The sequence below is a fragment of the Chthoniobacter flavus Ellin428 genome (genome assembly GCF_000173075.1).
Classification (GTDB): Bacteria; Verrucomicrobiota; Verrucomicrobiia; order Chthoniobacterales; family Chthoniobacteraceae; genus Chthoniobacter; species Chthoniobacter flavus.
Genome location: NZ_ABVL01000004.1, coordinates 156,999 through 177,645, shown reverse-complemented (window position 1 = coordinate 177,645; position 20,647 = coordinate 156,999). Strand labels below are relative to the sequence as shown.

1 protein-coding gene (running past one end of the window) is annotated in these 20,647 nt (G+C 61.2%); it reads right to left on the bottom strand.

The features are described from left to right. A protein-coding gene (locus CFE428DRAFT_RS08505) for an autotransporter-associated beta strand repeat-containing protein (RefSeq protein ID WP_006979103.1) crosses the window boundary here: on the bottom strand, nucleotides 1–20,647 show its 5' portion. 773 nt of this gene lie to the left of the window's left edge; 20,647 of the gene's 21,420 nt are visible here — the first part of the coding sequence; it begins with the start codon at nucleotides 20,645–20,647; its stop codon lies off the left edge, out of view.

Sequence of the window (20,647 nt, the reverse complement as noted above, 5' to 3'; positions counted from 1 at the left end):
CCGTTTCGGTCGTCGGTGCGCTGGCGTTGCCGATCACGTCCATCCGGCCCCCGACCAACGAAATGCTCGGGATGGTCGCCGTGCCGCCCGCCCAACCGAGACGGTTGTTGATGTTCGTCCCGGAGTTATCCAGCACGAGCGTGCCGCCGGCGTTGACCGTGTAGTTCGACCAGGCGCCAGTGCCATTGCCGTTATACAAAACCTCGCCTTGGTTCACCGCCAGGCCACCGTTGATCCCCGAGTTACCCAAGGCGGAAGTGGCGGTATTCGCGGCACCGGTCAGGTTCCATGTGCCAGTGCCGATCTTCTGCACGAACAGGGTGCCGGCAGCACCATCGCTGAAGCGGCTGAACTGCCCGCTGAAGGTGCTATTCGTGTTATCGAAGCCGACCTGCAAGGTTGCATTGGTGATACCGCTCGAGTTGAAGACGGTGCCGCTGCCGGTCAACGAACCAATGGCCGTGCTGATCGCGTTCAAGTTGAAGAACGTGCCAGCGTCCAACTGGTAGTCGGAGTAGCGGCTGCCGCCGTTGAGGATCTCAATAGCAATGGTGCCCTGCTGGACGTCGGTGAGGCCGGTGTAGATCTGCTGCCCGGAAAGGCCGAGAACCCCCAGGCCCTGCTTGATGAAACCGTTGGTCCCGATGATGCCTTGAATATTCAGGCCGGACTGGATCGGCGCGACGTCGTTGACGTTGAAGTTGTAGGGGTTGACCGTGATGATCTCGTTCGAATCGGTGCTGAAGGTGATGCGCCCGGCCACCGTGGCGATGGAGCCGACGTTGCTCGGATTGGAAGTGATCGCCTGGTGATTGACATCGCCCGTCAAGGCCAGAACGCCGGGGGCGTTCACCGTCGCCGGTATCAGCCCCGTGGCCGTGAAGGTGCCGCCACCGGTGTTCACAATCGGGTTCGTCGCTCCGCCACCGTTGTCGTTGAAGACCAGGCCCGCCAACGTGTTCGTGCCGGCCACCGGGTCGTTGATCCTGCCGGTGTCGTAATGGCCGCCAGCGAGTTGGTTGGTGTTGCCGACCAGGTTCAGGGTCGAATTCCCATTCAGGGTAACGATGTTGGCGGTACCGATCTGGCCCCCAACGTTCAGTTCGGTCACCGTGCCGCCGTTGATGATCAAACCGGAAGTGCTCAGCGTGGGATCGATCGCGTTCGGGTTGGAGTTCGGAATGACGAAGCCTGGCAGCAACGCCGGCGTGGCGAGGTTGAGCGTGCCACCATTGAGCACGGTGCCGCCGGTATAGCTGTTGCCGCTGCCCGCGCCGTTGTTCGCCGACGCCAGCGAAACGGCGCCGCCCGTGGCCGAGATGATCAAGCGTACGTGCGCCCCGGTTGCGACCGGGCCAAAGGTTCCCTGCGGGACCGCGGTATCGATCACGTTGGCGTTGATCGTGTAGGTGTTTGCAGTGTTGTAGAGATACAACGGCGCAATGCCCGAGGTCTGCGAGCCACCCGCCGTCAAGTAGCCTTGACCAATGAGGTTGCTCAGCCTGTTGCTGGTTTGGTTGGCGATGAAGCCACCGCTCACCACGTTCAACACCGCGTTGGTCGTCATGTTGGTGTCAAACGTACCCCGCAAGCTCAAGGCGTTAATCACCAGGCCCGCATCCGGAATGGTGGTGCTCGCGGTAAGGCGCAGGTTCTGCGTCGGCGTCACCGTCAGCGGCAAGGTCGACTGGTTGAAGTCATAACCAGCAAAGCCCGCCTGGGTGAGCGCTCCGACCCCGTAAGTCGCATTATAGGCGGCGAATTCCGTGCCGTTCACCACGGCCCAGCCACCGATGATATGCGTAGTGCTCAGGTTGGTCAGGTTCGAGACGTCTGTGATCTCGATCCGCGGATTGCTGCCGATGAGACCCAAAACGGTCTGCCCATTGCTCCCTCCGTTGATCTGGCCATTGAAATTGAGCACGCCATCCACATTTCCCTGGGCGATCTTTTGCAACGTCACATCGACCGAAGCTGGGCCAGGGCCGGCGCCAGCGTTGGCCAGGATGGTGGAGTAACCCTGCATCGCCGTGACGACGCCGAGTTTTTCCGAGGACGCGGTTTGCGCGCGCCCGACCACCGTGAGGCTGCCACCCCGGAGGTTGATGGCCGCCGTATCGTTGATGCGATCCGACAGGTCTTGCACGCCGACGTTGTTGTCGACCAACAGCGTGGCGTAGTTCAGGTCGATCTGCGTGGTGCCAGACAACTGCGCCTTGTCACGCAGGACGGTCACACCACCGCTGATCTGCGTGATGCCGGTGTAGTCGCTGTTGGAATAGAGGCTGAGGGTGTTCTGGCCGGAACGCTGGAAGCTCAGGGCGCCAGTGAGGTTGCCGGCGAAATTCCGGGTGGTATTGTCGGCGTTGACGATGAGGGTGCTGTTGCTGTTCGCATCACCCGTGATCGTTCCGCCCGTCCCCGCGAGCGCACCGTCGGTGAACAATCCCTCGACGTACTGGGAATTGCCATTCAAGTCGAGAGTGCCGCCGAGCCCGACTTCGAGGAAGTTATTGTAGGAAAGGGTGTTCGTCCCGCTGTTGAGCTTGAGCGTGCCCCCGTTGATGATGGTCAGGCCGGTGAGCGTGTTGCCGCTGTTATTGGTATAAACGTAACTGGCGGGCGCGGACAGGGTCAGCGTTCCGGCCCCAGCCTTGATCATGCTGGGGCTGCCGTTGCCGAAGCCATTACCGCCGTTCATGACGCTGTTGATCGTCAGGTTGCCGAGAGTCCAGATATTCAGCGGCGAGAAACCGTTGGTCTGGTTGATGAAACCACCGCTGATGCTGGAGCTGCCGTTGCGCACAAGGATACCACCGCTGCTGTTGCTCAGCGGGACGAGCGAACTCATCGACAGGTTCGCACTGTTGTCGAAGGTGAACGAGTTCGCCGCAGAGGACGGAGCGGCGGTGAGGCTGACCGTCCCCGTATTGATCAGCACGTTGTTGTTCGCGGTGACCGTATTGTAGACGTACTCATTCGCGGCCAGCACGCGGATGCCTGCGTTCGCCGTGCCATTTCCCGAGCCTGCGCTGCCATCGGTCGTGGCGAAGGACAGACCATTGCCGGTCGCCGAAGTGTCGACCAACGCCCAAGGCATGATGCCCTTGCTCGTCTGCCCGGTGCCACCGGTCTGGCCGTTGAACGTGAAGCCGAGGCTGTCGCTGATGGTCGCCGAACCCGCCGTCGCCGTCGCCGCCAGATTGGTGCCGCGGAAGAGGATGCTGGCGCCAGAGCCGGCCGTGGATTGCGCCGGGGCGACGCTGTTGTTAGTGGCGGTGAACTTGAGGTTCGCCTGCTCGCCGGTCTGCGCCGTGACGGTGATGATCGAGTAACCACGATTGAACGTCGGGGTGCCCATCGAATCACTGGTATTGGCCGAGGCATTGCCGATGAGGTTGAAGTTACCTCCGACCAAGGTGAGGCCCCGCCCGCCGAGGCGGTTGGTGGCGTTCGTGCCCAGGTCATTGAGTTCCAGAGTCGCACCGGGATTGACGGTGGCGGCAATATTCGTGCCCAAAGTCAGCGCGCCGGCGCCATTGAGCGAGATCTTGCCCTGGAAGACCGTGAAGTTGTTGGTAAAGACGACCGCGTTGGCAGTCGTGATGTTCAGGGTGCCCTGGCCGTACTTGTTGATGCTGAAATACTGGTTGGCCGTGGTCGTGCCCGCCGTGGCATTGCTGTTCAGGTTGATGGTGCCATCGCCGGTGAAGATCAAGGCCCGCGCCGTGGTGGTCGGGTTGTTGATCGTGCCGTTGATGTTCAGCACGCTGCCGGCATCCGCGCCGATATCCGCATCCGCGAACATGGTGATGACACCGTTGGTGGTGTTGGTGCCCCCGAAGTTCTCCAGTTCGCCACCGAAGTTGATGCCACCGAAGCCCTGGTTGGTCGCGGTGCTGTTGTTGATGACGATCGGGTTGGCTACGGTGATACCGCCGTTCAACTGCAGGGCCGCGCCCGTGACCGTCGGCGAGACGATGATCAGGTTGGTCGAGGCGCCGGCTGCGCCATTCGCACTCAACCGCACCGCACCGGAGGCGATATTGATACCGCCTTGCGTCGTGTTCGTATTCGACCAACCGGTGGCGGAGTTGTCGGCCGCGAGTTCGAGGACACCGGCGTCGTTCTTGAACAGCGTGTTGGTGGTGGCGGAGAGCGTGAACGCGTGGTTGACGGTAAGCGTCTTGCCGGCCACGACCTCGATGCCGTTGTTGGCCTGACCGAGGTTGATGATGCGCGTCGAGGCCAGGTTGACGTTGTCAGTCGCGCGCAGGCCGAAGAGGTTGGTCTGCGCCCCGATGACGTCCAGGTTGACGACGTTATTGGAATCGCCCAGATCGAGGTCATTGCTGATCGCCACGACACCGCCCTGGATGTCGATGCTCTTGCCCGCTCCACCGAAGGTGTTGCCGGCGTTCCCGAGCACGAGGGTGCCGTTACCACCCTTGACGAGGTTCACGTTACCGGAGACCACGCCATTCAAGGTCAGACCTTGAACCACATTCGAAGCCGTGGCCGTGCTGACATTGAAAGTCTGGTCCGCGCCAAGAGCCATGTCGCCATCGACCTGCAGGCCGTAGCCGCCGTTGCCGGGGCCGGCCGCCACACCTTGGTTGTTCACCGTTACCGGATTGCCATTCGTCACCAATGAGACGAGTTCGATGGTCTTGTTGGAAGCCAGCGTGAAGTAAGGCAGGAAGGACGTACCCAGGCGGCCCACGCTGATGGTGGACGGCTGTTGCAGGGTCAGGGTGTTGAAATTGATGAATTGCGGCGTGCTGGTGCCATCGCCATCGGCGAAGAGCGAAATCGCACCGGAATCCACGGTGATCGTGCCCTGATAGTTCGGGTTGACGACCAGCGTTCCCAAGCCGGACTTGACGATGTTGGTGACCTTCGAATCAATGGCGCCGCCCAAGGCCGCCGTCATGTTCGGGTTGATGACGGAGATATCGAGCTCTTTCACCAAAGGTGTAGCCGAGCTGATGCTCAAGGCGCCGTTCAACTGCAGGCTGAAGGGGCCATCGAAGGTGAAAGCGGCCGACGTGCTGCCGGAGGTGAGGCCCTGGATCGTGTAGGCGTTACCAACGCCCACGATTTGCCCACCGGTGAGCTGCGCCGCGAGCAAGGTCGTCCCGTCGTGAATGGTGAGGGTGCCCGTGCCCAAGGGACCGCTCGTCACCGTGGCACCGCTGGCCGGAGTGCTGGAAGCAGCGATGAGCAGCGAACCCACTTGCAAGTCCACCCCACCCGAGAAGGTGCTGGTCGAGACCGTGTTCGCCACACCGAGTTGGAGGACGCCTGCGCCCGTCTTGACGATCCCATTGGCCGACAGGAATGTGGCCGGGTTGGTGGTATTGTCAAAGTGGTCGGTGATCTGGGCGCCAATGATCAGCCCCGGTTGCAAGGGGGCCACATTCACGCCATTGATCAGGGTCGGAGCGACGTTCACCGTGCGGGTGGCGCTTCCCAAATCCAAGTTACCGGCACCGCCAATGGTCGCGGCGGCAGCGAGAGTGCCGACGCTGGTCGGTGTCGCGGTGATGTCGCCGGTCAATATCAGATTCGACGGATTCGTCCCGTTCAAATTGATCGTCACCAACGTGGTCCCCGCGCCGGTGGTATTCAAGTTCAGGCCTGCCAGACTGCTGGTGCCACTGAAGGTGAACTGGCCGTTGTTGAGCGTCACCGTATTGGCAGGGTCGATGCCGGTGTTCCCGCCAACTGTCGGGGCGACTGTCAAAGTGCCGTTGTTCACCGTGACTCCGCCTGGTGGCAGATACGAACTCACCACTGCACTGACGCCATCGATGACGGTGCCACCGGTATAGGAGTTAAAGCCTTTCAGGGTAACCAGGCCACTGCCCGCCAACACCAAGCGCACCGGATTAAGGGCGGGGCCACCAACGGGGCCGTTGTCGATGATATTCGAGTTGAGGAAGAAATTGTTCTGCTGGCTGTAGATGTACAGATCGGCAAGACCAGAGCCATTACCCGCGGTCAGGTTACCTTCACCCGGGTTGGTGCCGAAAGTGTTGCCAAAGTTACCGCTCTTCAGCAGGCCGCCGCTGGTCAGGTCGATAGTGTCGGTCGAACTGTTGAAGGTCACGTTGATGTTACCAACCATGTTCAACGAGTTCACCTGCAGAACGCCAGTGCCCCCAGGGATCACGATATTGGTCGTCGTGCGAATGTTCTGCGTGGGCTGGCTTGTCGCCGGCAGGAACACCGCGTCGTAACCGGCGAAACCCGGCGCGTTCAGCGCACCGATGCCGAGGACCGGGTCGTATCCGGCGAATTCCGCCGTCGTCGAACTGGTCGTGACGATCGCCCAGCCGCCGAGGAAGGCCTCCTTGGCTCCGCCATTGAATCCCGGGATGAGAAGCTGCGGCGTGCTGCCCATGGTGCCCAGCGCGGTCGACGCGGAGATGTTGAGCATCGCGTCCATGCCTGCCTGGGTCGCGCCCTTTTGCAGGCTGGTCAACGTCAAGGTGGCAGAGTTGACGCCCGTGCCGCCCGGCGACACCTGGATGGTGTTAATGCCCGAAGCCAGAGTGACATTTCCCAACGTTTCCGTGGAGGCCGTCTGCTGGCGGCCCAAGAAGGTGATGTTACCCGAATTCAGGGTGACCGGGGCACTGTCGTTGATCCGATCGGCGAGGCCGAGGATGCCCTGGTTGTTGATCTGCAACGTGGCGTTGTCGATTTCGATCGAGGTCGTGGCCGAAAGCGAACCGGAGTCGAGCAAGTTGAGAACACCGCCGTTGATGACGGTCGCGCCGGTAAAGTTCTCGTTGCTGTACGCCGCCAGCGAGTAGGTGCCTGCCTTGTTGAAGGACAGACTGCCGGTGATCAGGCCACCGAAAGAGCTGTTCGTGTTGCTGGTGGTAACGAGCGTGGCCCCTGACAGAGTCGAGGTGATCGTGCTGCCCGCACCGGCAAAAGTGCCGGAACCGGCGCCCACGATGGCGCTCGAAAGCTGGCCGATATACTGGCTGCCGCCATTGAGATCGAGGGTACCGCCGTTGCCGATAAACGACTGGTTGGCGAGCAACGTGTTCGTCCCGTGGGCGACCAACTGCAATTCACCGTCATTCAACCAGGTGTTGCCAGAGTAGTACTGCGGGCTCGTCAGGAGCAGGTTGCCGCCGTTCGATTTGTTTAAGCCGGCCGTGCCGATGATCGCGCTGCCCAAGGTCAGCGTCGATCCGGTATTGATGTGGATCTGGCCTTCCGTCGTGCCGGGGAAGCTGATCACCGGAATGTTCAACGTATCTCCCGTGGAGGTCGCTCCCGTGACGAGCAAGCCGCCGCTGGTGAGCGTGAGGATGCTGGCCGGCGCACCGGTGACGGTCAGGCCATCGCCGTTGAACGCCAACGCGTTCAACGTCCGCGAAGCGAAGATCTGCGCATTGCTGGTGATCTTCATCGTGTCCGTCGCCAGCGCCAGGTTCAGGTTGTTCGACGTGTTGTAGGTCGCGAATGCCTGGACACCGTTAGTATTGGCCGTCTTTCCGTCGCTGTTGTAGGTGCCGAAGTCGAAGTTCGACCCGTTGATGACGACGGTGCGCGACAGCAGGCCGTTCGTCAGGCCGGGAGCGCCGGTGAAGAGGATCTTATCCGTGCCACCGAGAGTGCCGCCATTCATCTCCCACTCCATGGAACTGCCGGTGTTTTGCGTGAACCCAGTGAAGGTCTCCGTCACCGGAGCGCCGTTATTGGTGATCGTGAAGTGCGCCTCCCCATTCATCTGCAGGGTGGTCATGGAGTCACCCGTTGCCGTCGTCGCATTGCCGATGAAATTGAAGCTGCCTTCCGTCAACAAGATCGCACGGCTGCCCAGACGATTGTTCACAATCGTCCCGGAGTTATCGAGAACGAGGGTTGCGCCGTTGAAAACCTGGGCGGTGACCGCGTCGTGGTTCAGGGAACCCGCGCCGGTGAAGTTCGTCGTGCCCTGGAAGAAGGTCAGGTTGCTGGTGATGATCGTCGGCTCGGCAAACGTGATGTTCAGCGTGCCCGTGCCATACTTGTTGTAGCTGAAGTACTGGTTCGCCGTCGCCGTGGCCGACGTAATGGCGCTGTTCAGGTTGATCGTCCCCGCCCCGGTGAAGATAAAGGCGTGGGCCGAGGTCGTCGGGTCGTTGATTCCCCCGTTGATGTTGATCGTCGAGCCGGCATCGGCACCGATGGCGGCGTCGAAGTTCGTGGTCAACAAACCGGTCGTCGTGTTGTTGCCGGAAACGTTCTCGAGCTGGCCACCGAAATTGATACCGCCGAAGGCTTGGTTGTTGTTGCCCTGCAGGAGGATCGCGTTGGGCAGGGTGAAACCGGTGGCGCTCGACAATTGCAGCGACGCTCCGGAAGCCGACGAATTCGGCGCGATGTTGATGGCGCCGATGCCCAAGGCGGTGGGGTTCGTGATCTGAATGATGCCCGCGTTGATCGTCGTGGTGCCCGCCCAGGTCGGGTTGCTGGCGTTGATCACGAGGGTGCCGTTGTCGTTCTTGACGAGGCTCGCCGAAGTGCCTGCTCCGCTATTGAGATCAAACGCGGTATTCAGCGTCAACGTCTTGCCGACGACGACTTCGATCGCGCGGGCGTTGGCCGTATTGGCCAGCTGGATCACGCGCGTGTTGAAGGTCATGTTGTCGGTGGCCCGGAAGGTCGAGGTTCCCGACGTCGGGCTCAGGATGATCTCGTTGCTGGCCGCGCCCAACTGGCTGTCGTCATCATTGTTCCCATTACCCGCGGCGAGCACACCGGAGTTGATGGTGATCTTCCCGGTGAAACTGCTCGTGCTGTTCGCCAGCACGAGGGTGCCGTTGCCGCTCTTGATGAGGTTGACATTCGAACCGGTGATCTGCGGGGTGAGAATCAGGCCCTGCATCAGGTTCGACGCCGTGGCGTTGACCACGTTGAAATTCGGGCTGTCGTTGGTCAGATCCAGCGCACCCGTCTTGGTCAACACCAGGCTGTAACCGTTCGCGTTGTTCACCGTAATGACCTGATTCGCGATCGTCGGCAGGTTCGCGAGGTCGTACTGAATCCTCTTGTTGGACGGAGTGGTGTAGAGGCCATTCGCCGTGGGCAAGCCGGTCCGGCTCACTTCGATGCCGAAGTTGCCCTGGAAGTTCGCCGGGAACGCCGGGAACGTGTAGTTCTCCGATTCGCCGGTGCCATTACCATCCCAGAAGAGGCCGATGCCGCCGCCGCTGAGGATCGTCGGTGTTTTGCCATGCAGACCGGAGGCGTCATTGGCCACCGCCAGGTACCCATTCGCGACGATGAGGTTCCCCAAAGTGCTGCTTGCATCCACATCGTACAACCACGCACCCGTGCCCACTTTGGTGATGTCGAAGCTGCCACCGTTGATGATGCCAGTCGTGACCAACTCGCCGGTGCCATCCGCGCCGAAGCTCGTATTGGAGCCCAGGGTGATCTGGCTTTTCCAGACGTTCGCACCGCCGACGCTGTCGATGGCGCCGGTCCCGAGGGCACCGTTGCCGAACAAGGTCAGCAATTCGTTATTCGACGCGGTGTTGCCGACGATGATGTTGTTTTCCAACTGCAGCGAGGCCCCATCGTACACGGTCGTCCCGGTGCCCGCACTGCCGTCGCCAATACCAAGACCCTGATTACTGGAAATACGGATCGCACCTTCGCGAATCGTGGTGACATCACTGTAGGTATTGTTGTTGGTCAGGCGCAGGACGCGGTTGCCCAGCTTGTTGATACCGCCATCCGTGACCACCGTTTCAATCGTGGCATCCGCGCGGTTGCCATCGTCGTTACCGCCGCCGCTGTTGCCGGCGCCATTGATCGGGCCCTGGCCCGCCAGCGAGGCAGTAGAAGTGACGGTGATATTTCGAACCGCACCGCCGAGATCCAAAGTACCGTCGAAGGACACAGTCCCCGTGTTACCTGAACCGGTGATGAGCACACCGCGGGCGTTGGTAGTCCCGTCGGCAGCATCGCGATTGTTCGTCATGACCAGATCGCCACCCAGGATCAACGTTCCGGTCGCGCCAGTGTTGAGAAGGACGCCGGAACCCGTGTTGGCACCCAGAATCAACTCGCTCGTCGCCGAGCCAATGGTCTGGACATGATTGTTCAGGTTCAGCGAGGCGATATTGCCGGTGCCATTGGAGTAGATGGTGACGGTGGCGGTCGGATCGATCTGCTGATCTGCCAACAGCACTGCCGTCGCGGTTCCGAAACCGCTGGTACTGGAAGTGTTGATGGAAAGGCCGCCCGAGCCAATCGCGTAAAAGCCCGGCCCACCCGGTTTGGACAGGTTCAGCGTGCCTTCGAAGACGCCAACCAGGCCGGTATTGGTATTTGGAGAGCCACCCTCCAGGGTCAGGAATCCCGTGCCGGTCTTGGTCAAACCACCGGGGCCGCCAGTTCCGTCCACGAGTTGGCCATCCAAAGTAATCGTGGCGGTTCCCTCCGCATCGATGGTGTTGCCAGAGAGCGGGGTCGAGAGGTTGTAAGCGCCGGCCAACGACGAGGGACCACCTGGATTGAGAACGAGGTTACGGGACGTGGAGAAGCTGCCGCCAGCAGGGGTCATGAGACCACCACCCTGCAGGATAATCTGTCCGGGCGACGAATCGCCGCCAATGCCATTGGTACTCCCGACGAGCCCAAGCAAGCCTTGGTTCAGGTAGATATTTCCCGTCAGACCAGAGTTAAAAGCACCGATACCGAAGATGAGTGTCCCCACTCCGTCCTTCGTCAAGGAGGCATTGGGAGTGGTCAACGCGGAGGAAATCGTCACTCCCGCGGCCGCAGTATTCTGGACGTGGAAGATGTATTCGTTGTTGGTCCCGGTGGTAATGCCCGAGGAGAAGCCGTCACCGAAACCGCTGACGGTAATCGGTTGGGTGCCAAGGAACAGAAACGCGCCACTCTGGACGTTCAAGAAATCATTAGACCCATTGCCGGTGACATTGACGTTCCCGGTAGCTCCGGTGCTATCCAGCAACAGCGCATTCATCTGGTGGCCGTTCATCGTCAGGGAGACATTGGTTCCCGCGAAGTTCGTATTATTCGAAAGGGTGAGTACGTTGCCGTTAATGGCGGTAATCTTTGTCCCAAACGGAATAGTACCGCTAAAATCAGTCACGTTCTGCCCGACAAACATGCCCGCGGCACTGGCGACCGTAATCGTGCTCACATTGGCAGCAATGGAGGGGACGGTCGTAGGCAATCCCGTGAGATTCAGATCGGTCGTCCCGGCATAACGGACGTTGTTGGTCAACGTCGTGCCGCCAGTCGGCGTCCACTGCTCGTACTCGGAATTGGTCAGCGCGCGGAATCCATTCCCGAAGCCAGCCGTGGTGCTGTAGGTGACAAAGGCGTTGCCCACGAAGGCGGCGTTGGCCGTGTTGGTGGTGATCGCCTGACCCATTGCCCACGGAAGGATGCTGATGTTCGGCGTGCCACTGATCTGGCTGCCGCCACCGATCAACTGCCCGATGATCGGGGCCGAGTTGTCCACGAGCACGTCGCCCCGCAGCGTGGCCAGGGGAGTGTCCAGATTGTTGGCCAGGACGGCCAACGTGGCATTGTTGACTCCCCGGCTGAGGCTGGCCATGTCCAGGATCGGATTGGCGCCCGTGGCCGTATTAACCGCAGCCGCACGCACGGTATTCTCACCGTAGACCAGAGTGACCGATCCGACTTGCGCAATGCGTGGCGCGGTGGTGAAAGACTGGTCCGTCTGCGTGGAGAGACCGACATTGGGCGCAGTACCACTCGGGGCTGTGTTCGACAGCGTGATCGGCGCGGTGGAACTGATGCGGCTCACCGGCAGGCTGCCGTTGTTGTCGATCAGCAAACCGCCGCCATTCTGGATGGTAAAGCTGGTCGCCCCCATCAGGTTCGAGAGGGTCTGGCCGCTGAAGACGGTCCCGTTGTTCAACGCGAGGATGGCATTGCCAATGATCACCTGACCGGTGAACGAGCTGTTCGCCGTGGTGTTCAAGGTCAACGTCGCCGTGTTCACGCCGCCGTTGAGGATAAGATTGCCCGAGCCGGTGATTGCGCCGGCGTAGGTCGTGCTGCCGGTGATGTCCAAAGTCAGGTTATGCGTGCCCAAAGCCACCAGACCACCGTCGGTGCCGCCACCGGAGAGGTTTCCAATGGTGGTGTCGACGCCGTTGAGATCGAATTTCGTTCCCGGTTTGTTGGCCAGGTTGACCGTCGAGACCTGGATGTTGTTGCCGACGTTGAAGGAGCCAATCGCCGTGGCGCTGCCGACCTTGATCGTGCCTTCGTTGATCTGGGTGGTTCCATTGTAGCTGTTATTGCCCGAAAGCACGAGAGTGCCCGGTCCCGCCTTGACGACCGCCACGGGAACACCCGCGGTGGTCGAGCGATCAGGCTGACGAATAGCGGAAGCGATCGTGAAATCGGATCCGAGGTTGTTCTGCGTCACGTCGAGTTCGCTCGTGCCGAAGATCACACTCTGCGGCAGCCCGTTGGAGTTGACCGCCGAAGCTCCCGAGACGACCACGGTGTTGGCATCGAGAATGGCCGTGATGACCGTGCCGGTCGGGAACATGTTTGCCGAGCCGGCGTTGTTCAAACCGCTGACCGACATACCCACCGCCAGGCCAGCCGTGCTGCCTACCGTGATGGTCGAACTGCCCGAAACGAGCTGGCTCGCCAGCACGCTGGCGTTGCCGCCAAGGGTGCCGCCGGTGATCAGGGCATTGCCCGCACCGACATTGGAAGTCACCAGAATGCCGTTGTTGCTGACATTCAGAGTGTAACCGTCGCCGATGGTCACCGTGGAATTCGTCGAACCGCCGTCGAAACGGATGGTATTGACGCCAATCCCCAGCGTGAAGGTACCGTGATAGCCTGTGGTCGGGCTCGTGTGATCGTCCGTGACATTATCGCCCGCCACCCAAGTGGAGACGTCGTTCTTCACGGTGGAAGTGAGAGCGACAAGATTGTTCGAGGCGTTCCGGGTGGCAAAGAAATTGCCACTGGCGCTCTGCACCGTTGCCCATCCACCCATGGCGGAAGCGTTGCCGATCGTGACGGTGCCCGACGTGGGGAGGGTGAATTCCACCGTGGCATTCTGCCCCGCATTCCGGACGAGGTTGCCGGTGGTCAGGTTCAGCGTGCCCGACCCGCTATTGATCGCAACATGCGAGGACGTGTTCGTGGCGAACGAGATGTTGCCCGTCGTTTGCGTGGACGTGAGGGCGTCCGTGCGGCTGAGATTCAAGGTGCCGCCAGCGAGGGTCATGAGACCCGACGGAGAAAGCGGCGTGTTGCTGCCGGTCACGTTGGCCTGCAGGATGCCGTCGTTAATCGTGGTCGTGCCGCGATAGGTGCTGTTGCCGTCGAGCGTGAGTGTGCCGGTCCCGCTCTTGGTCAAGCTGCCCACGGCAGCAAAATTCATCGAGGTGTTCGTCTGGGCGCTGGTCGGCGCCTGGTTCAGCGTGATGTTCGTGCCGCTGATCGCCGTGATGAAGGTATTTGGCAGAATGCCGGTGCCCGTCACCAACTGGCCAACGACGAGACCGGTCGCCGAGGCCACCACGACCGTGGGGTTGCCGGCGGTGGTCGTCGTGTTGACGTTCGTGGGCACGCCACCGTCGACGATCGATCCTACGATCTCCACGTTGCCGATACCCGTAACGGTGAACGTGCGCGAAGTCTGGTTGCCCAGCAGCCCGAAACTCGCGCCCGAGAACTTCACGTTCACGCCATTGGCCGTCAGCGTATTGCTATTGTCATCGCTCGTCACGTTGCCGGTGAACTCGAAGTTGTGCGCGCCCTGGACGATCAGGTTGCCCTGACCAGTCGAGGTATTGCTCGGGTTGCCGAAGGCCACCGGCATGGTCAGCGCCGTGCCACCCCCGGTCGAAGTCATGTCGAATTCCGACTGAAGGAAAGCGGTGCCGGTGGAGGCGAAGATTCCCGTGCCGAGCGGAGTCAGGTTGCCCGGCATGTTGATGTCGAGGATGCCCGAACTCAGGTTCAAACCGCCGGCGAAGGTATTCGCCACGGAACCGTGGAGTTGCAGGGTGCCGGGGCCCACGTTGACCGTCGCGCCACCCGCGTAGGTGATGGTCAGCTTGGCCGTCGTGTTCGGGTCCTTGATCTGGCCGGTGATGACGGTGGTGCCGACGCCCTGGATTTGCAGGGTGCGAGCCGTTCCGGTGTCACCGTTGGTGACGGCGCCGGCGAGAGTGAGGGTCTTGCCGGGATTGAGGCTGTTCGTGATGAAGTAGTTATTCCCGCTGGTTTGCTGGATCTGTCCCGACAGCGTGATATTCGACGGACCGGCGAAGACGGTGGTCGTGTTATTGATCTGGGTGTACGCCTGGGTGAAATTCAGATCGCTACCCGTGCCTTCGATGGCCGCGTTGCCCGGCTGGAGGGTGCCGGTGCCGAACGCGGAACTGTTGGTAGCAATCAAAACACCGCCGTTGATCGTCACCACGCCGGTCATGCCACTGTTGTTACCAGAGAGTTCCCACAGGCCGGAGTCGTTCTTCTGCAGATTCAGCACATTCGATCCGTTGTTGGAAAGATTGGCCGAGAGGATGTTCAGCTCCACATTGGTGCCGCGCAGATCCAGGCTCTTGGCGCCCGTGGTGGTGTTGGTCACGTGCTGGATGATCAACGGGCCAGAGCCGTCGTTCTCGATCCGCGAGGTCCCGCCGGTGCCGGCCAGCTCGATGATACGGTCGACGGTTTCGCCATTACCCACGTAAATGACGCTGCCGGTGTTGCCTGCCGCACCGATGACCAAGCGGTCCTGGATATCTGTTCCCCCCGGGGTGAGGGCGCCGAGGGCGCTGTTATTGCCGAAGCCACTGATGACGATGGTCCCGTTGGCAACGATAACACCGCCGGTGCCGGCAGTCGCCGTGCCGCTGCCGGTGAAGGTATTGTTTCCGGTCAGCCAGAGAATGCCGGTACCGCTTTTGCCGAGAGACCCCGTTCCCGAAATGACGCCGGAGGCGATGGCATAATCCGTGTTGGCATTGCCATTGTCATCGACCTGAATATTACGGAAACCGCCCGCCGCGATGTTCGCCGAAATCCCGGTTCCCGACGCAGTGGCGTTGGCGCTGATCGTGAACTGGGTCCCATTGACAATGCTGGTGACGATAGAGCCAGCCGGAATGTTTGTCCCGGTAACCACCTGTCCAATCTGCAGGCCAGTCGTGGTGCCGGCGGTGATTGTGATTGTCGCGCTGCCATTGTTAGTCGTGACAGTGGGAGTCGCGGCAACACCCTGGCCATTGAGGACCATGTTATTTGCGAACTCCACTTCCCCGAGCGCAGTGGCATTGCTCAAAAGCAAAGTCGACAGATTAAAGGTCGGAGTGCCCCACGTGATAGTAGCACCCCCACCCAGGGAGACAACCAATCTGGAACTCGCACCAACACCGGAGGACGAGAAGCCTGACGCCCCGAAGGCCGATGACAAATTGACCTGCCCGGCGCCTGTCCCAAGGGCTTGATTGAAAAGGCCGGTGGTTTGGAGAACACCGCCGTTGAGGACGAGGTTGCTATTGGCCGACAAGCCTTGCACCGCCGCCGACAACGGCGCCACCTGGAGGGCGCCCCCGGTAATTGTCGTCGCTCCCGAGTAAGTGTTTGAGGTTGCCGGATTCAGAATCCACAAGCCGCTGCCGGCCTTGGTCAGGGACAGCGCGCCGCCACCATTCGGGTTATTGATCAACTGCGGATCGAATTCGTTGTCGCCCTGCGAGCCACCTTGCAGGGTCAACGTGCGCGTGCCCGTACCGATAAACGCCACCGGGGCGGTGTTGTTGAAGATCACCGCGGCATTGTTGCCTGTCCCGCCGGTGCCGTTGCCGACGTTGCCGAAGGTGCCGTCGGAAGCAAAGGTGCCGTTCCCCTGCAAGGAGAACAGACGATTGAAACTGACCGACGGGCTCTGGGTCGTCTGGTAGATGTTGGCCTGCGCACCGGTGTACTGGAGGATGCCACCGTTGAAAATGAGGCTGCCGGCGTTGTTTGACGTATTACCACGGCCCAGCGGGCCGGCCACACCGATATCCGTCAGTTGGGTCACTTGCAGCGTGCCCCCGGCCATGGTCAGCGGGCCGGTAAAGGTGTTCACGCCGGTGAGCGCGATCGTGTTGCCACTCGCCTTGGTCAATCCCAGCGTCCCCGCGCCGTTTTGGATGACGCCGTCGAAAGTACCGCCCTGATTGTTGTTGCCGATCGTCAAGGTAGCGCTGCCACCGCTGTTGGTGACCACACCGGCTCCATTGAAGCCGGCGACTCCGATGCTCTGCCCATTGACGTCGAGCGTGGCGCCCCCGCGGATAACGAGATTGTTGTTGTTGCTGACCGCACCGCCACCGAGACGGCTACCCACACCGAGCTGGATCGTGCCTTCGTTGATGGTGGTCGTTCCGTTGTAGGCCTGCGCCCCATTGAGGATCAAGGTGCCAGCGCCATCCTTCGTGATGCCGAAGTTGGTCGTATTGGTGATCGGCGTGGAAAGGGTCAGCACATCGCTGGCCGAATCTGTCCGGAAGACGAGATCGCTACCCAACGTAAAGGTAATCCCAGTGCCCGTTGCCGAGGCATTCTGGTTCAGCAACAGGTGCGTGCCGTCGATCACCGCGAGCACCACGGTGTTGGCCGGAATGTTGCTGCCGCTGATTGCCATCCCCGGCAGGAGACCGCTGGTGCTGGTCACTGCAATGGTGGGATTGCCACTGGTCGTGCCTCCCCCGGCCGCCGTCGCCGATCCGGCGGTCAAGCCCGTTCCACCGGTGATGGTCACGGAATTTCCGCCCGAAACCAGGATGCCACTGGCCACGCCGGCCCCGGTATCGAGGGTTAAAGTCTGACCGGAAGCCAACGTCAGCGTCGTGCCGGCGCCGGTCATCTTGAGGCTGCTCAGCGTCGTCGACGAGGCAAGGGTCTGGCTGGTGGCCAGCATGACGTTGGTGTTCGCCGCGATGGTATCCACTGGACTGAAGCCCGCATCGGTCCCGTACACGGGAGCGCGCAACGCCCCTCCCACCGAGGGAACATAAGCAAAGTCCGCCCCATTATAGTACGCGAAGCCGCCCACCAAACCGATGGGCGCGGAGTTGAGAACGATGTTCCCGGTCGAGGTCACGAAATTCACGGACGTACCCGGCAAGCGCAGGGTCGAACCATTGAAAGTAAGGGTAGCGCCACCACCCGCTCCCACGGGGGTGACTTTGACAACGTTGCTACCACCGGAGAGAATAAGCTGGCCCACCGTCTCGGAAGTATTGGCGCCGCTCAGGCCGAGATATTCAAAGGTGCCATTGGCATAAGCGCCGGTATTCCCCTCGAGTGTGTCCGCGAGGAAAACGATCCGGCTGGTGTCGTTGATGACATCCGACCCGTGGCCGGTCGCCGCCGTCGGCTGAATCTGCAGCGTGCCACCCGCAATCTGCACATCACCGGTGAAGTTTTGCACCGCGCCAAACGAGATGGTCGTGCCGCTGTTCACCGTACCACCGAGAGCGGTGCTAATCGTGAAATGGGTTGCGTCCACGATCGAGGTGATGACCGTGGCCGAAGGAATGCCGCTGCCAGTCACCACCTGGCCGGGCACCAATCCCGCCGTGCTGGCGACGGTAATGACATTCGTGTTTGCGCCGGCCGAAGCGGTCGTCGCCACTTGAGCAGCAAGGCTGGAAGAACCGATCGTAATACCGGAAGCCACCGCCGTCGTGGGAATGGTCGTATTCAGGACGATGTGAGTGCCATCCGGAATAGAGGCAATAAACGCCCCCGGAGGCAGGTTCGTGCCCGTGATCGCCTGGCCAACGACGAAACTAGCGCTGCTGGTTACCGTTAAGGTGGCATTGCCAACCGCCGTGCCGGCCGAGGTCGTCGTAGTTGCACCGACCAGCGACGGATTCGGGTCGACGTAGTTCGAAGCCAACGGCGAGTACAACCACGTACCCGTACCCACCTTGAAGAGCGTGCTGACTCCCGACACCGAGGTATTCGAGTATACACCGTTGATCGTATTGGTCGCGGTGCTAACGCCACCGATGAACAAAGTCTTGGCCGCACCGGACGATCCGGCCGAGGCGATGTTGCTCGTCAACACCAAGCCGCTGCCCGTCTGATTGGCGAAGATCAGGCCGCTGCCGGTGTTGTTCAGGTTGATGACCTTGGCCGTCGTTTCACCATCGCCGGTGCCTTGGGCGCCGACGTAGTTGAGCGCGGCTGAACTGATGTTCAGGACACCACCGGCCACGCCGTTCAGCGAACCACCCGAGGCGCCGCCGATCTGGTTCACCACCAGGGTGCCGCCGTTGATCGTGGTCCCGCCAGTGATCGTCATGCCGCCGAAACTCAAAGCCGCACCGCTGCTCACAGTGGCGAGGTGATCGAGCGTGAGGACGTTGCCGGCGATCGCGGTCACCGTGCTGCCGGCCGGAATACCTGCACCCGTGATCTCTTCACCGACCGAAATACCCGCGGCGCTGGCCACAGTGATCGTTGATACATTCGTCGTCGCCGCGGAACTGGTGGTCGCAGTGCCGCCCCCGAAGCTCAGGCTGGTCGCATCGACCACCCCGGCCGCCTGACTGAGCGTCACCGTGTTGCCATTGATCGCCGTAATGATGGTCCCGGACGCCACCCCGGCGCCACTGACCAATTCACCGGCCGTGAGCCCGGCCGTGTTGGCCAGCGTCATGGTGTTGGACAAAGTCGTCGCCGAGGCGGTGGTGTTGATACTGCCGGCAAAAACCACCGCGCCGCCGCTCGCCACACCGGCCGCCTGGCTCAGCGTGACCGTGTTACCATTGATCGCCAGGACCGTGGTCCCCACCGGGACGCCGGTGCCGCTCACGCTTTGCCCGACCGCAATGCCGACATTGCTGGCCACCGTTAGCGTGGTGGACGCGGTGGTGCCCACGCTATTCACATTCGAATTGCTGGTGTACAAGAATAGCGTACCAGCGCCCGACTTGATAAAGGCCGGGACCGCCGAACCGGCATTTTGCTGCAGGCTGCCGTTCCACACGGCATCGCCGGTTGTGGTGAAGGTGAGGTTCCGAACGCCGCCGGAATCACCAATGGTGGTGTTGCCGTTGAAGGTTGTCAGGCCATTGATAGAACCGGTCGTCAACGCGAAGTTGTTGCCGGTGGAGTTACCGAACAGCGCGCCGAGGGAACCAATCGAGAAGCTGTAACCGTCGCGACCATTCAGCGTGAGCGTCCGGCCGCTATTGCCGAACTGGAAGGCGCCGAAGGTGACCGTCTGGTTGATGCTCGAACCGCCAATCGCGCGATCGAGGTAGATCGTGCCGTTGTTGTCCACGGTACTGACGTTATGACCAAGGAAGGTCGGCACCGCGGCCGCGTCCGCCCGCACTTCGAGCGTGCCACCGTTGAAGCGAATGGCCGTGGCCGTGGTGGAAGCACCAAGCTGACGTCCATCCGAAACGCGCACGGTGCCGTTGTCGATACGAATGTCGCCCGTGAGACCGCCAGTACTGGCGTTGGCCGTGTTCGTGAGCCACAAGGTAATGCCCAGTGAACCCGCCTGGGTCTTGACCAGACGGCCCGCGCCCTGCACCTGGCCGTTGATGATGATATTACCCGCACCGTAGAGCACCAGATCCTGCGTCCCGCCGAGGACCAGGGGGCCGTTCAACGTGAGCGGACCGAAGGTCGCGGTTATGCGATTTTCGAAGAAGCTCGAGGTGGTGATCGAGCCATTGATGGTGATCGGCCCAACCGTGGAGAGAGCGCCCAGCGAGAGAGCATTCAGCCCCCCCCCGTTGTTGAGCACATTACCGGTGGGCACACCGCCGCCCTGGACGTAGAAATTCCGGTTGAAGGTCGTCGGAGCAAAGGGATTCGTGGGCGCCAGCAGTAGCGTGCCGCCGCCCAGCGTGCGATCGCCACCGATCTGGACGGTGGACGTTCCCGTGCCGAGATCCGACGGATCGCGAACGATGAGCAGGCCCTTGACGACCGTGACCATCCCCGAGAAGGAGTCCGGCGTGGTCGACGCATTGGCGTTGCCCAGGACGAGAGTGCCATTGCCGGTCTTGTAAATACTGCCGACGTTGAGAGCGTCCGTGATTTTCCCTGTGGCGATGAGCCGCTGGAAGAGCGGTCCAACCGTCCAGTTCTGCGAACCATTCAACGCCAGCCCCGCACTGATCGTCGCCGAAGCGTTCGCCATGATCGTCGGGTTCACCCGTCCATCCACCGTGGCCGGCTGCGCATTCAACGTAATGACATTGGATCCCGTCCCCGCAAGCGTGAATCCAGCGGAATTAAACGTCAGTCCCGAAGCAATAATCGGCGTCCCCAAAGTCACCGTTCCGCTCGGTCCGACAAACGTGGCAGCGTCCCCATTTTGCCACTGCGTATCGCTGGCCGAGCTTCCATCCCACCAGTTGGCGGTGGAATTTAAATCCCAGGTACCCGTACCACCGAGATTGGTTCCATCAGTGACGTTGCCAGTGGCGTTTTGATCGGCATCCCAGAACAGAGAGGATGCGGAACGGACAGCCAGCGTCAGCGCGGTAGAGAGCACCAACCACGACGAAAGTCGCTTGATGAACTGGGTAGAGATGCGCGGACCTTTACGCTTCTTCGGGGTATTTTTAACCAT